This window comes from Sorangium sp. So ce426 (assembly GCF_051475585.1).
GTDB lineage: Bacteria > Myxococcota_A > Polyangia > Polyangiales > Polyangiaceae > Sorangium > Sorangium cellulosum_B.
The window spans coordinates 4,068,587-4,082,757 of record NZ_CP150341.1; the positions used below are offsets into that span (position 1 = coordinate 4,068,587).

Annotated in this window: 14 protein-coding genes; 5 read left to right on the plus strand and 9 right to left on the minus strand. The window is 72.2% G+C overall.

The genetic code is table 11. The annotated features are described in order from the left end of the window. Window positions 1-172 precede the first annotated feature (172 nt). Entirely contained in the window at window positions 173-2,395 is a 2,223-nt protein-coding gene (locus tag WMF44_RS15250) for a hypothetical protein (RefSeq protein ID WP_437299843.1), read from the plus strand. A 149-nt stretch (window positions 2,396-2,544) separates the two neighbouring features. Here WMF44_RS15250 and WMF44_RS15255 read toward each other — a convergent pair whose 3' ends face one another. The 8 genes from WMF44_RS15255 to WMF44_RS15290 form a co-directional block, all read right to left on the minus strand. Beyond that, window positions 2,545-3,036 carry a hypothetical protein gene (locus tag WMF44_RS15255; protein WP_437299844.1) on the minus strand — a complete coding sequence of 164 codons (492 nt, stop codon included), beginning with the start codon at window positions 3,034-3,036 and terminating at the stop codon, window positions 2,545-2,547. A gap of 44 nt (window positions 3,037-3,080) precedes the next feature. Continuing rightward, complete coding sequence (gene pgsA, locus WMF44_RS15260; RefSeq protein ID WP_437299845.1) at window positions 3,081-3,737, minus strand: CDP-diacylglycerol--glycerol-3-phosphate 3-phosphatidyltransferase; 657 nt, start codon at window positions 3,735-3,737, stop codon at window positions 3,081-3,083. Next, window positions 3,727-5,409, minus strand: coding sequence for a tetratricopeptide repeat protein (locus tag WMF44_RS15265; RefSeq protein ID WP_437299846.1), 1,683 nt, complete (start codon window positions 5,407-5,409; stop codon window positions 3,727-3,729). The genes pgsA and WMF44_RS15265 overlap by 11 nt, the downstream gene beginning before the upstream one ends. A 37-nt stretch (window positions 5,410-5,446) precedes the next feature. Next, window positions 5,447-6,172, minus strand: a complete 726-nt coding sequence (gene hisA / locus WMF44_RS15270; RefSeq protein WP_437299847.1) for a 1-(5-phosphoribosyl)-5-[(5-phosphoribosylamino)methylideneamino]imidazole-4-carboxamide isomerase — start codon at window positions 6,170-6,172, stop codon at window positions 5,447-5,449. An 83-nt stretch (window positions 6,173-6,255) separates the two neighbouring features. Next, entirely contained in the window at window positions 6,256-7,227 is a 972-nt protein-coding gene (locus WMF44_RS15275; protein WP_437299848.1) for a hypothetical protein, read from the minus strand. 97 nt (window positions 7,228-7,324) lie between these two features. After that, window positions 7,325-8,899, minus strand: a complete 1,575-nt coding sequence (locus tag WMF44_RS15280) for a protein kinase domain-containing protein (RefSeq protein ID WP_437299849.1) — start codon at window positions 8,897-8,899, stop codon at window positions 7,325-7,327. Window positions 8,900-9,050: 151 nt separating this feature from the next. Continuing rightward, window positions 9,051-9,257, minus strand: coding sequence for a hypothetical protein (locus WMF44_RS15285; protein ID WP_437301567.1), 207 nt, complete (start codon window positions 9,255-9,257; stop codon window positions 9,051-9,053). Next, a complete protein-coding gene (locus WMF44_RS15290) occupies window positions 9,167-9,664 on the minus strand; it encodes a hypothetical protein (protein WP_437301713.1) in 498 nt (165 codons plus the stop codon). The genes WMF44_RS15285 and WMF44_RS15290 overlap by 91 nt, the downstream gene beginning before the upstream one ends. Window positions 9,665-9,951: 287 nt before the next feature. Between WMF44_RS15290 and WMF44_RS15295 the strand changes: the two genes are divergently transcribed. From WMF44_RS15295 to WMF44_RS15310, 4 genes are all read left to right on the plus strand, one after another. Beyond that, a complete protein-coding gene (locus tag WMF44_RS15295; RefSeq protein WP_437299850.1) occupies window positions 9,952-10,794 on the plus strand; it encodes an SIR2 family NAD-dependent protein deacylase in 843 nt (280 codons plus the stop codon). Between the two features lie 23 nt (window positions 10,795-10,817). Continuing rightward, on the plus strand, window positions 10,818-11,360 hold the full coding sequence (locus tag WMF44_RS15300) for a non-canonical purine NTP pyrophosphatase (protein ID WP_437299851.1): 543 nt from the start codon (window positions 10,818-10,820) through the stop codon (window positions 11,358-11,360). A 168-nt stretch (window positions 11,361-11,528) separates the two neighbouring features. After that, window positions 11,529-12,566, plus strand: coding sequence for an aldo/keto reductase (locus tag WMF44_RS15305; protein WP_437299852.1), 1,038 nt, complete (start codon window positions 11,529-11,531; stop codon window positions 12,564-12,566). A 157-nt stretch (window positions 12,567-12,723) separates the two neighbouring features. Then, window positions 12,724-13,410: an HAD-IB family phosphatase gene (locus WMF44_RS15310; protein WP_437299853.1), complete on the plus strand. Its 687-nt coding sequence runs from the start codon at window positions 12,724-12,726 to the stop codon at window positions 13,408-13,410. A 76-nt stretch (window positions 13,411-13,486) separates the two neighbouring features. Here the strand turns inward: WMF44_RS15310 and WMF44_RS15315 are convergent, their stop codons facing one another. After that, window positions 13,487-13,963: a pyridoxamine 5'-phosphate oxidase family protein gene (locus WMF44_RS15315; RefSeq protein ID WP_437299854.1), complete on the minus strand. Its 477-nt coding sequence runs from the start codon at window positions 13,961-13,963 to the stop codon at window positions 13,487-13,489. Window positions 13,964-14,171: the final 208 nt, after the last annotated feature.

Genomic DNA, 14,171 nt, shown 5'->3' on the forward strand with positions numbered 1-14,171 from the left:
GTCGCTTCTCCTTGATGAGCCAACGCAACTCGTTACGTTGGTCGCGCTCGTCGGTCCGGCCCTGCCGCGCCTCACGCGAGCGCTGCTTGCAGAAAGCCAGCAGAAATCCAGCCGGAGAGATGAACCCATGAGACGACTGCCGCTCTTTCTTCCGTTGACCGCACTCGCAGCCTTGGCCGCTGCGGGGCCCGCCGCCGCGTCGGAGTGGCACACGCTTCGGCAGGGCTCGCCAGGAGCGGCGCTGTCCTTCCGCGGCACGGATGGCGCGCGGGGCGCGGCGGAGGCGGCGCTGAAGCACGCCGCTTCAGACCTCCGCCTCGAGGGTGTCTCGCTGCGTTACCAGAGCGAGCTCGTGGATGGCGATCACCGCACCGTCCGGTTCGGGCAGGTCCACGCCGGACTGCCGGTGCTCGGCGCCGCGGTGGCGATCGATCTCACCCGGGAGAACCGCGCGGAGGTCGTGGTGCTCGACGTGGCGCGGGACCTGTCGGTCGCGACGACGCCGACTCACGGGGAGGAGGCCGCGCGGCGCGCGGTCGAGGCGGCCTACGGGATGACGCTCGCGGAGCGGCCGAACGCGGCGCTCGCGGTGTTTCCCGAGGCGGAGACGGGCGGCAAGCTCGTCTGGGTCGTCGATGTCCGGTCGGATCGCGGCGGGGAGCGCTACCTCGTCGACGCGCACACAGGCAAGCTCGTCCACAGGCGCTCGCTGGCCGTGCACGCGCGAGGGCGCGTTTACCCCATCAGCTCGGCGGTCACGCCCGAGGTCCAGGATCTCGAGCTCAGCGGCCTCGACGCGGCGGATCCCCAGACCTTGAGCGGCTGGAACGGCAACTTCAAGGTGGTGAATTACGTGGATGGCGACCTCGCCGCCGGCGTCCCGCTCACCGTGGAGCAGAGCGTCGAGCCGAACGCAGGGGAGGACTTCCTCTACGATCCGCCCACGAGCGCGGACGATGCGCACGACCAGTTCGCGCAGGTCGGCATCTATTACCACCTCACCCGGATGCGCGATTACTTCGTGTCGACCCACCAGATCGACATGGGGGCGCCTGGCTGGAAGCTCGTCGCGGTCGCCAACATGCTGGAGGCGGGCCGGCCGATGGACAACGCCTTCTTCTCGGGAGAGGGCGTGGGCGAGCCGTTCCGCGCGCCGAACCTCATCGCCATCGGCCAGGGGTCGTTCTTCGACTTCTCGGACGACTCCGACGTGTTCCTCCACGAGTTCACCCATTATGTCTCCGCCAACGCGGTCGGCTACAATGGGGGGCAGTTCGCGATCAACGAATATGGGCTCTCCCCCTGGGCCGGCAGCATCGATGAGGGCATCGCGGACTATTTCGCCTGCACCGTGAACGGCGACTCCACGCTCGGCGAGGCGACGCTGGCGCCCTTCGGCATGGCGCGCGACCTCGCGAAGGACACCAAGACGTGCCCCGGCGATCTGGTGGGCGAGGTGCACGAGGACGGCGAGCTGATCGGCAGCCTCGCGTGGTCCTTGCGCGAGAAATTCGGGGCCAAGGTGGGCGACAAGCTCGTCTGGGGCACGGTGACGCTGCTGACCCCCAACGCCTCGTTCGGCGATTTCGCCAAGGCGCTGAAGCGGGCGACCGGCAAGCTGGTGACCGCCGGCGAGCTCACGGAGGCGGACGCCGGCGCCGTCGACGCGCTGATCGAGAGCCGGGGCCTCGACGACTGCGAGGAGGTGCTCGATCTGAGCGGGGGCAAGTCGCAGACGACGAACATGTTCGGGATCGACTCGCTGGTCTTCGGCTCGGGGGCGTCGTGCGCGGATTACCGCTCGCAGCTCAGCCTGCAGAGCCTCTTCCACTTCAAGAGCAAGCCGGATGGGGCCGCGAAGGGCGTCCGCTTCACCGTGGATCTCGATCCCGACCGCGGCAACGACGTCGAGTGGAGCATCTACGTGAGGGCCGGCCGGCACGTCGGCTTCACGCTGGGCGAGCTCCTGCCGGAGGCCACGAAATACGATTACAGCGTCGATGGGATCACGGAGACGAGCGGTGAGATCGTCATCGACGAGACCTCCGATCCGCCGTTCGATCCCGCGCAGACGTACTACCTGGTGATCGGTCACAAGAACTGCCCGTCCTCGTCCGTGACGGTGGAGAGCGAAGATCTCGGGGTGGAGCCGCCGGTCGATCCGACGGAGCCCGTCGAGCCGGAGCCCGCCGGCTCCACGGGCGGCGCGACGCCGGATCCGACGGATCCTGTCGAGGATCCCGAACCGGAGACGGTCGTGGGGTGCGCTTGCCGCGCCGGCGAGCCGAGCGCGCCCGTCGCGCCCGTCGCGCCGTGGACGGCGCTCGCCGGGGTCGCGCTCGCCGGAGCTGCCGTGCTCAGGCGGCGTGCGCGGGCGCGTCGCGCGCTGGGCTGAAGTGACGGCCTGAGGCCGCTGGCGTCACGCGGCGGGCGGCGCATCGGCGCGCGCCGCCGTGGCGCCTGCCCTCCACGCAAGCGCGAGGCCTGGAGCGCTCGCGCCTGTCGCTTCTCTGGGGGTGATGCGCGAGGGCTGCCTTCGCTGTTCTAGCGCCCGCCTGCGCCGCCGGTGCCGCCCGCGCCGCCGGTGCCGCCACCGGCGCCGCCCGTACCACCGGCGCCGCCGGCGCCGCCCGTACCACCGGCGCCGCCCGTACCACCGGCGCCGCCCGTACCACCGGCGCCGCCCGTACCACCGCCGCTTCCGCCCTCGCCTGTACCGCCGCCCCCGGCAGTCCCGTTGCCGCCAGTCCCACCGCCGCCGCCCGTGCCGCTCGCGCTGCTCGTCGTCGGATTCTGGTTGGGATCGCAGACCTGCGTGATCACATTCGGTCTGCAGCAACGATGTTGTTGCTGCTGCTGACCGATGCCCATGCACACGAGGCCATCGGCGCAGTCATCGTTGCCGTTCGTGATCTCGCAGGGCTCGCCCTCTCGCTGCTGGCTGCAGCTCGCGGCGGAGGCGACGATCGCCGCGGCGAGCGCGGCCAGGAGGAGCGCGGGGCGCAACGCGTTGCGCGATGTCTTCGGGGCTTTCACGCGCGCTGGTCTAGCAGAACCAGCCGGGCTTGCCTATTGCCCATCTACTGCGGAGGGGTAGGCCGGTTCTTGGCGTCGATGGCGTCGATGAACAGGCCCATGTACTGCGCGGCGCTCGTGATCGAGAAGACGAGCGATAGATAGATGAGCAGCCGTCCGACGTGCACCACGTCGACCTCTCCGAAGTCGACGCCGAGGTGGATGTGGTACGGGTAGCCGAGGATCAGGCAGACGATCCCGATCATCTGCAGCGCTGTCTTGATCTTCCCGCCGTCGCCGGCCGCGATGACGAGCCCCTCGGTCGAGGCGATGGAGCGGAGCGCCGTGATCGTGATCTCGCGCGAGATGAGCAGCACCACCGCCCACGCCGGGATCCGGCCCATCGGCACGAGCCACACGAGCGTGGCGGCGACGATGAGCTTGTCGGCGAGCGGATCGAGGAACTTGCCGAGCACGCTCACGAGGCCCTGCCGCCGCGCCAGGTAGCCGTCGAGCATGTCGGTGATCGCCGCGAGCGAGTAGACGCCCGCGGCCCAGAAGCAGTCCCGTGGCGCGCCCCTCGACAGGAGCAAGAGGACGGCCGGGATCATGAGGATCCGGGCGAACGTGAGCAGGTTCGGAAGGTTCCGCGCGTCTTCCCAGAGCGTGCGCCGCCGCTGCGCCTTGATGCCCCGCAGGGACGTGCCCGCGCTAGCGACCATCGACGAGGACCATCCCCTCTCCCCCGAACGTCACGAAGCCCTGCATCCCTCCAGGCGCCTCGGAGGCGGGCAGCGTGCGCGGCAGGAGCCGGCCCATCCACCCGAGCACCGCGGTCGCGCGCGTCGACGTCGGCCGCGACGGGGTGATCTCCAGCGCGGCGGCGCGCTCGGGCACCGACAGGACCATGTGGCCGCGGCCGCGGAGCTGCACCATCGCGACCGCCTCGCCCTCGCCGGCCGGCAGGCGGCCGTTCTCGTAGCCGATCGGCAGATCGAAGCCGACGAGGACGTCCTCGCGCAGGTAGATGGACTCTTCCCCGAGCGTCACCGGGTGGAGCCGCCGCCCCTCGGGCGCGCCGAGCACGAGCTCGCAGCGCCCGCCGATCTCGATGAAGGGCGTGCTCGGCCCGCCGAGCGGCTCGTCGAAGATGCGCCCGCGCGCCTGCCGCTTCAGCACGTGCGTGGCCGTCCCGGAGTGCACGCTCATGGTGCGCAGCGCGTCGAGCCGGGCGACGAAGCCCTTCGTCGACTGCACGAGCACGACGCCGGTCGGGTGCCGCGTGACCGCGGCCTCGCGCGGGAAGACGAGCAGCCGCTCGCGCGCGAGCGCCGAGAGCGTCTCCAGCGGCGGCGCCGCGGCCGGCGGCGCGGCGGGCGCCGCCGTGGGAGGCGGCAGCGAGGACGACGACGGCCGCCCCGCCGCCTTCTTGCTCGCCGTCGCCGCGTCCGGCGCGCCGCCGCCGGCCGCGACGGCGATCGCGAAGCGGCCCGTCGCGGAGGGCTCCTCGGGCGCCACCGTGCTGCGGCGCACGGTCGGGGCCACGCTCCCTCCCGGCGGCGCCTGCACGGCCGGCATCGACGGCACCGTCGGCGCCGCGCCGACCCTCGGGCCGGGAGCCTTGCCCGGGCCGGGCGGGTTCGACGCGCCCCCCGCGCGGCCGTCCGCCCCGAGGCTCTTGAACGACGGCGGCGCCGGGATGGTCGGCATCATCTCGCGGCCAGGCTCGATGGCCGACCATGTCCCTGACGGGATGCGCGGCAGATCCGAGTCGTGCCGGAAGCCCGCGCCGGCGCGATCGAGCGCCTGCACCGCCTCGCCCGCGGCGCGCTGCACCTCGGCCTTGGCCTCGACCGGCGGCTGATCCTCGGTGTCGGGCGGCTCCATCGGGTAGCGGCCCGTGGCGCCGCCGCCCGTCATGTCGAGCAGGCGGCGCGCCATCGCGTCGTGGCCGCCCGCCGCGAACGCGTGGCTCGCGCGCTCGTAGTCGCCCATGCGCTGGAACGCGAGCCCCAGGTAGCCCCACGCGCGCTGGTGCTTCGGGTTCTGCTCGAGCGCCTTCTCGAGCTCGGACCGCGCCTGCGCCGGCTGCCCGGTCTTGAGGTACGAGAGCGCGAGGTTGATGCGCGGCTCGACCGCCTCCGGGTGGGCCTGGATCAGCCGCTCATAGATCGCGATCGCCCGCGGGTAGAGCCCCAGCCGGAAGTAGACGATCCCGAGCAGGTCTTGCCCCTTGGGATCGCTCGGCTGGAGCGACAGCGCGCGCTCGAGCTCCGCCTTCGCGGCGTGGACCCGGTTGTCCTGCAGGAGCTCGCTGCCCCGGTGCAGGTGGAACAGGAACTCCTCCGCCGCGACTTCGCGTGTGGAGGGCCGTGGGTCGTCGCGCTCGTGCATTGTCGGGGGGATCGTACACGAAAACGCACACACGCCGTCAGGCGCTCGCCGCCTCGATCGCCTCGGCGAGCGTGAAGGCCCCCTCGTAGAGCGCGCGGCCCACGATGACGCCGCTGACGCCGGGGATCTGCGCGAGCGCGCGCAGGTGAGCGAGCGATCCGACTCCGCCGGAGGCCAGGACGGGGAAGCCGCACGAGGCGGCGAGCTCGCGGGTGGCTTCCAGGTTGGGGCCGACCTGCGTGCCGTCGCGGGAGACGTCGGTGTAGAGGAGCGCCGCGACGGGGGCGCCGGCGAGCGCGCGGGCGACGTCGAGGGCGGTGACGGAGGAGACCTGCTCCCAGCCCTGCACGGCCACGCGCCCGTCCTTGGCGTCCACGGCGACCACGACGCGCCCCGGGAAGCGGCCGGCGAGGTCGCGCACGAGCGCGGGATCGTTCACCGCGGCGGTCCCCAGCACGATGCGATCGGCGCCCAGCGCGAGGTAGCTCTCGGCCGCGGCGGCGGAGCGGATGCCGCCGCCCACCTGCACGCTGCCGCCCTCCACGCCGAAGGCCGCGATGACGGCGCGGACGGCGTCGGCCTGGACGGGCAGGCCGGCGCGGGCCCCTTCCAGGTCGACCACGTGCAGCCGAGCGCAGGCGCGGCGGAGGCGAGCGGCGAGCGCCGCCGGGTCCTTGTCGTAGACGGTGACCTGATCGTAACGCCCTTGATGGAGGCGCACGGCCTGGCCTCCGAGGAGATCGATGGCGGGGATGAGCTGCACGCGGCGGGTCTAGCGCGCCTCCGCGCCGGCGGGTAGAGGCGGCGGAGGCGGCGAAGGTCGCGAAGGTGAACGGCCCCGCCGCGTCACCACGACCCGCTCGCCCCGAGCACGACCCCCTCCGGGCTTGCCGCGAGCACGCCTGCGCGGATCCGCCTTGACGGCGCGACGGCGGTCATGTCGCTCTGCTTCGGCTCGGTCAGGTAGAGGATCGCCGCCGCCCCGAGCCCGGCGAGCCCCACGCCGAAGCCGATCGTGCTCACGAGCCCGGTGGTGCTCGCGCTCTCCGCCGCGTCCAGGCCCGTCTTGTCGCAGGCCGTCGGGTCGCTCAGGCCGATCCTGCTGCCGCAGTGCTCGCGGACGACGCTCTTCTTGCCGAGCGTGAGCGCGCCCGTCACCCCGCCGATCACGAGCCCCGCGACGCCGACGCCGCCGGCCGCGTACACGGCCGCCCGCCGGCCTGAGAGGCCCTCGGCGGGCGGCGGCGGGGCGCCGCTCACCACAAGCTCGACGCGCTTCTTCTCGCCGTGAGCGAGGTGGATCCGCGTCTCCTGGACAGGCCCCCCCGGCGCCTGCGTCGACACGACGTGCTCTCCCGGATCCACCGGCACGCTCGCGCCCAGCGCGGCGCTGTCCACCGCGCGGCCGTCGCGCTTCACCACCGTCCCCGCGGGGGCCCCTGGCGGGAGGGAGAGCGCGAGCTCCGGCACGAGCGGGGCGAGCTTCTCGCGCTCCTCCCGGGCGACCTTGGGCCGCTCTCCTTGCCGGCGCTTCTGCTCCGGCGTCAGCTGCTCGTGGAGCGCGAGGTACTCGCCGAAGTGCGCGAACGCGCTCGCGACGCGGCCCCACCTCGACTCGCAGATGGCCAGCGTGAAGAGCGCCCCCGGCTTGGGCTCGATCCGATGGCTCTCGGCGATCGCGCCGCAGCCCGCCTCGTACCGGCCCGCCTCCATGTCGGCGAGGCCCCGGTTGAAGAGGGCTTCCGCGGCCGCGCTGTCCTGCGCCGCGGCGGGCGTCGCGGCGGCGAGCGGCCAGAGGACGAGAGCGAGAGGGGCCAACCGGCGCAGGCGACGTGTCATGTTCTGGGGCATCCACGGGCGAAGGTGTCAACGGGTGTCGGCGAGGATCGGACCGGCAGCGCGGCGGAGATAGGTCTCAATCTCGTCCGAGCAAAGGGACTTTGGGGCGAGCGGCGGCGCCTGTTCGCCCGGTCGAAGCGGGCCTCGGCGTCGCCTTCGGGGGAGCGCCCGCCGCCCCGCGCGCGGCCGGCCTCGCGCTGGCGCTCGCGCTGGTCGCGGGCTGGGCGGGCTCCGCGGCGAGCGCCGTCGCGGAGGCGCTGGGCGCCGGCGCCGACGGCGTCGCGCTCGGCGCAGCGGTGGCGGCGGCGCTCGGCGCAGCGGTGGCGGCGGCGCTCGCCGAGCCGGCGTCCGGCGCAGCGGCCGGAGGCGGCGCGGCCACCGCCGGATCGGCCTCGGTCCCGGCGCGGATCAGGAGCCAGGTCCCTGCGCCGAGCACCCCGAGCCCGAGGACGACCGCGGCGGCGACGAGCGGGGCTCGGTTTGGCGCGATCGGCGGGATGTTCCCTGAAGGGACGGACGTCACCGACGTCTCCATGGTCGCCGCGAGGGGCGCGACCGGGGAGCGAGACGGGTGCTCCGGCCCCATCGGGCCGACGCTCGTCGCCACCGGCGGCATCATCGAGGGCGCCGTGATCGCGGTGCTCGCGGGCGCCGTGAGCGCGGCTGCGGTGCTCGCGGGCGGTGGCGTGGCGAGCGCGTGCGCCGAGGGGCTCGCCTGGGCCCAGGGCGGCGTGGTCGGGCGGGGCGAACGCCCGCTGCTGGCCGGGGCGAGGCCGAGCAGCTCGGAGAGCGCCTGCGCCGCCTCGCTCGCGAGGCGGAAGCGCGCCGCTGGATCGACGGCCGTGGCCCGAGCGAACCAGCCGTCGAAGCTCTGCGGCAGCACCACCCGCTGCGACATCGCCCGGTGGACCGGCGGCTCCTGCGGCCCGTGGACGGCCACGAGCGCGAACGCGATCACGTCGTTCGCGCTGAGCGCCTCCGGGCTCCAGTACGGCGTCCCCACGAGCAGCGTGTACGCGATCATCCCGAGCGCGTAGATGTCCACGGCGCTGGTGAGCTTCGTGTCGGTGCGGAACTGCTCGGGCGCCATGTAGATGGGCGTCCCGAGGCTCCGCGTGATGCCGGCCGCCGTCCCGCCCTCGGCGAGCAGCTTCGCCACGCCGAAGTCGAGGATCTTCATGCGGGGCGTCCCGTCGTCCCGCTGGGTGACGAACAGGTTTTCCGGCTTGAGATCCCGGTGGATGATGGACGCCGCGTGGGTCCGGTCGAGGGCCGACGCTGTCTGCTGGAGGTACGTCGCGACCTCGCCGGGAGGCAGCCTGCCGAGGCGCTTGAGGCGCAGGCCGAGCTCCTCGCCGCGGAGCAGCTCCATCACGAGGAACGGCATGCCCGTCGCCTCGTCGATGCCCGCGTCGAAGACGTCGACGATGTACTCGCTCTCGATGTCCGCCGTGATCTGCGCTTCGCGCTTGAAGCGGCTGCGCATCTCCTCGCTCTGGAAGAGGTACGCGTGCATCACCTTCAGCGCCCGGCGGCGGTTCGTCTCGATGTGCACCACCTCGTAGACGGACCCCATCGCGCCCACGGCGAGGAGGCGCGCCACGCGATAGCGGTGCGCGAAGACCGTTCCGTCCGCGAGCGTGCCCGACACGGCGGGAGGGTCGCGCGCGGCGGCTGTCGCGTCAAGGTTCCAGGGACCCCGAAGGGCGGCGCGCGCTCTGCGGAGCGGCGGCAGCGACGCCGAGACCCCGAGACGCCGCGACGCCGCGACGCCGCGACGCCGCGGTGCCCAGCTGCGCGCATCACCGCGCCCGTGCGCACCGCAGCCCCGCGCCGGCGAAGTGGCCCGTCGGCGAGCGCTCCTGGAAGGCGGAGGTGAGCAATGTCTCCTTCCCGCTGCGCCAGCCCCCGCCCCAGATCATGTGGTTCGTGTCGGGGGTGAGGACGGCGCAGTCATCACACGCGATCGGGTCGTCCGCCGCGAACGAATCCAGCACCCACTCCCACACGTTTCCCCCCAGATCCGCGTGTCTCCCCACCGCCCGTCTCCCCGCGGCGACCTCGACCCACCCGGCTGGAGGTCCGCCACCTCGTCGGTCCACGAAAAATAGGGCTTCTCGCAGTGCAGCGACTCCGACAGCGCCGCCCGGTCCACGGGCAAGTTGGCGTCCCACGCGGCGCGCCACCCGCTGTCCGGGATCTTCGGGTGCGCTCCTGCCCCCACCGCTGGCCAGCTCGCCGGGTACTCCGACAGGAACGCCCGGAACCGCCCCACCGTCACCTCGAATCGATCCAGCCGGAAGTCGCTCACCGTCGCCAGGCGCGGCTCGGCGCTGCCCCGATCGAACGTGCCTCCGGGCACCACCAGGCTCCCGCAGCAGCGCTCGTCTCCGCGCGGCCCGCAGATCTTGTCCATCTTGGCGCAGCTCCGAGGGACGGTGCAGCGCCCATCGTCACACAGGGGCGCCTCCTTCGGCTCGCGAGCGGGCGCGCTCGACGCCGCTCTGCCGCCGTGGAGAGGGAGGCGCGACCGGCGCCCTCCTCCGCGGCGCCGGGCTCTGCCGCGTGTGTCCTGAGGCGTCGCGGCTTCTGTCCTTGCGCGCCGGCCGACATCGGCGCCGACATCCGCTCGGGGCGAGGCGTTCCGGCCCGGCGGGCGCTGGTTGCGCGAGGTCGTCGGGCAGATACCATCGCTCGCTGAAGATGGCTGTACTCACGCTCGAGCAAGCGGCGATCCCGCTCCGGCAGGCGTACCGGGAAGGTCGCCTCATTCCCTTTCTGGGCGCGGGCTTCTCCGCCCCGCTCCGGCTGCCGATGTGGAAGGAGCTGATGGGGTGGATGGGCGCCGCGCTCGGCTTCGAGCCGGCGCTCTTCGAGCTGCACGGCCTGCCCCCGCAGCTCGCGGGCTTCTTCGCCCGCGAGTGCGCGGGCGGCCTCGACAGCTTCATCGCCGAGATGCGCGCGCGCTTCCACGCGCGCGAGGTCGACGAGCGGCGCAGGAGCTCGTGCCAGCACAAGGCCCTGGCGCGCCGCGACTTCTCGACCATCTACACGACCAACTTCGAGCACCACATCGAGGAGGCGCTGCGGGACGCAGGAAAAGAGGCCGTGGCGCTCGCCAGGTTCGACGACTTCGCGCGGTGCCCGGCGCAGGGGGCGTGCCACGTCATCAAGTTTCATGGAGATCTCGACTGGCCCGAGACGGTGGTGCTCACCGAGTCGCAGTACTTCGGCCGCCTCCGGCTCGAGGCGGCGCCCGATCAGCGCCTGCGGGCCGATCTGCTCAGCAACAGCTTCCTCTTCCTCGGCTACAGCTTCGGCGACGTCGACATCCGGTACATCTGGTACCGCATGGAGCAGATGCGCATCGAGGGCAGCCCCGAGCTCGCGAGGCGCGCCTCGAACCGCCGCGGCTACTGGGCGACCTTCGGCGCCGGGCTCGTCCAGCCGGCGCTGCTCGAGGACTGGCACATCGACGTGATCGAGCTCGACCCGAACGACAAGACGAAGAGCGTCGTGGATCTGCTCGACGCGCTGGACGCGTGAGGGGACGGGGGAGGGGGATGGTCATGGTCTATTTCGTCTCCTCGAACCACCGCAAGCTCGCGGACATGACCCATGTATGGAAGGACGCCCCGACGCCGCTCCGCGTCCTCCGGCTCGACGTGCCCCAGATCCTCTCGTCGGATCTCGACACCGTCGTACGCGAGGAGGCCCTCGCCGCCTACCGGCTCTCCCTCGTGCCGCTCTTCGTCGAGCACGGCGGCCTCTTCATCGAGCACCTGAACGGCTTCCCGGGCCCGCTCGTGATGCCGTTCTGGGAGCGGCTGCAGGACCGGATATGCTCCCTCATCCCTCCGGGGCAGTCGCGCGCGGCGCACGTGGTTCAGAAGGTGTGTTATTGCGACGGCCGGACGCTGCGTGTCTACACGGGCAGCGTCCCCGGCGAGATCGCCGTCGAGCAGCGGGGAGACGAGGGCATCCACTGGGAGCCGATGTTCATCCCGGCCGGGCACACGCGCACGCTCGGGCAGATGCCGCGTGACGAGCGCCTCCGGTGCTCCGCGAGCGCGGAGGCGCTGCGGGCGTTCCGGTTCGATCTCGGCCTGTGATCGCGCAGCGCGGCGCTCGCGCTGCGCTCGGCTGGCCACGGTGGCGCTTGACTTCCGGATCGCTTTGGAGTTCCTAACCGTCCACGACCGCGGCAAGGGGGCGAGAGCCTGATGTCCGGCGCTCCCCCTGCGCTCAGAGGTTGTCCCCATTTGGCGCGGAGGCGATTCATGGAGTTCAGACAGCTCGGCGGGTCAGGGTTCAAGGTACCGGTGCTGAGCCTCGGGACGGGGACGTTCGGTGGCTCCAACGAGTTCTTCCGGGGGTGGGGATCGAGCGACGTGGCCGAGGCGACCCGGCTGGTCGACGTCTCGCTCGAGGCCGGGATGAACATGTTCGATTCGGCCGACATCTACTCCGACGGGCTCGCCGAGGAGATCCTCGGCCACGCGATCAAGGGCAGGCGCGACAAGGTCATCATTTCCACCAAGGCGACCTTCCGGAGCGGCAAGGGCCCCAACGACGTCGGCTCGTCGCGGTACCACCTGATCCGGTCGATCGAGGGGAGCCTGCGCCGGCTGCAGACGGATTATATCGATCTCTTTCAGCTGCACGGCTTCGACGCGGTCACGCCGCTCGAGGAGACGCTCGGCACGCTGGACGATCTCGTGCGAGCGGGGAAGATCCGCTACCTCGGATGCTCGAATTTCTCCGGCTGGCACCTGATGAAGTCGCTCGCGGTGTCGGAGAAGTATGGTCTCTCTCGGTACGTGGCGCACCAGGCGTATTATTCGCTGGTGGCGCGCGACTACGAGTGGGAGCTGATGCCGCTGGCGCTCGATCAGAAGGTCGGCGCGGTGGTCTGGAGCCCGCTGGGCTGGGGGCGGCTCACGGGGAAGATCCGGCGCGGGCAGCCGTTGCCGGAGGTCAGCCGGCTCCGGAACAAGCTGTCTGTCGAGGGGGGGCCGCAGATCGACGACGAGTACCTCTATGGTGTGGTCGACGCGCTCGACGCGGTGGCGAAGGAGACGGGCAAGACCGTCCCGCAGATCGCGCTCAACTGGCTGCTTCAGCGGCCGAGCGTCGCGAACGTGATCATCGGCGCTCGCAACGAGGAGCAGCTTCGACAGAACCTCGGGGCCGTCGGCTGGAACCTCGCGCCAGAGCACGTCGCGAAGCTGGACGCCGCGAGCAAGGCGAAGCTGCCCTATCCCTACTTTCACCAGACCGGGTTCAGCGAGCGCAATCCGTTCCCTGTCGCGCTCTGACGGTCGCGGCCTGGCCGCGACCGTCGGCTGATCCTGCGCGGAGGCCCGGCTCGGGGGCGCGCGCCGCGCCCTCGCTGTGGATGGCGATCCCGCGGCGAGGGCCGGTCAGCGCGGCGCGGCGGTGGCGTCCGGCGTGGCGGCGTGCAAATCAGCGGTCGTGCTCATTCTTTGCGACTTCGACGGGACCATCACCTGCGACGACCTGACGAACCGGATCTGGGACGCTCACCTTCGCTATGACTGGCGGCAGGCGCTGCTCGCGCCTGCCGCCTCCGGCGAGCTCACGCCGTTCGAGCTCCTCCGCCGCGGCTACGCCGACGTGGATCGCCCGGCCGCCGAGCTGCTGGCCGAGCTGCGCCCGCACGCCGGGCTGCGGTCGGGCTTCGAGGATCTCCTGGCCCTGTGCGCCCGCCGGTCGTGGGTGTTCCACGTGATCAGCCACGGCCTGCCGTTCTACATCCGCGAGTTCCTGCCGCCGGGCACCGCGTTCTCTTGCTTCGATGCCGTCTTCGATGGGCGCTGGCGCGTGACCGTGCCGGAGACGGTGCCGCTCGGTCCCGGCGAGGACTTCAAGATCCGCGTGCTCGACCAGCTGAAGGCGGCCACCGGCGAGACCTCCACGGTCTACATCGGCGACGGCCGGCTGGACTACCCCGCGGCGCGGTGCTGCGATCGCGTGTTCGCCGTGCGGGACAGCGCCCTCGACGTGCTCTGCTCCCGCGACGGGATACCGTGCACACCCTTCGACGGCTTCGCCGAGATCTGCGCGGCGCTCGAGGGCAGCGCCACCCCTGACGGGGAGCGCGCGCGGCGCGCGGCCCACGCCACGCCGACACCTGGCTGATCCATCCGGGGTTCATCCAGCCCGAGGACCGCCTCGCTTCGGGTCACGCCTGCTCGATCGCCGCCGCAGGCGCGGCTCAGATGTGCTTCGGCGGGTTCAGCTTGTCCTCCGCCGACCTCCGCTGGACGAGCGCCTTGGCCTTCTCGTAGAGGACCCGCAGCCGCCCGCCCTCGGGCTCCCAGTACTCGGCGCGCTCGACATAGAGCTTCAGGAGGGCGGCGTGAGGGTGGCTGGGGCCGGCCGGCAGCCACGCCTTCCACGAGGGCTTCCAGAGGCTCCGGATCTTCTCCTCGTTCCGCTCGATCGTCGCGCGCGCCGAGATCGAGATGTACGCCCGATCCCGCGGCCTGTAGCAGCAGACCGCCACCTGGTGCTCGCGGGCGATCTCGCCTGTCTTCGCCGCCTCGTCCTCCGTCACGAACCAGAGATCGCAGTCCATCAGCTCGGCCGGCTCCTGGATCTCCATCGGCCGCCCCCGCATCAGCCCCTCGGGGGTCATCGTGACGAGCATCGCGGTGTCGAACTCCCTGAGGAGCGCGTGCAGCTCGCTCATGGATCCGCGGACCTGAGCCCTGGCCCCCGGCTCCATACTCCGGTGTTGCTCTCCACTCTGGTGTTGCATGCGGACAAAGCTGCTCCGCGGACCCTGGCCCGCAAGCAGGGGTGCGCCCTGACCCGTGTACCGCGGCAGCCTGGCGGCGCTCCGGCGTGACCCGAGGCGCCGCGCGCCGCAGAACGGCCCAGGCAGCTCGGCTCACCTT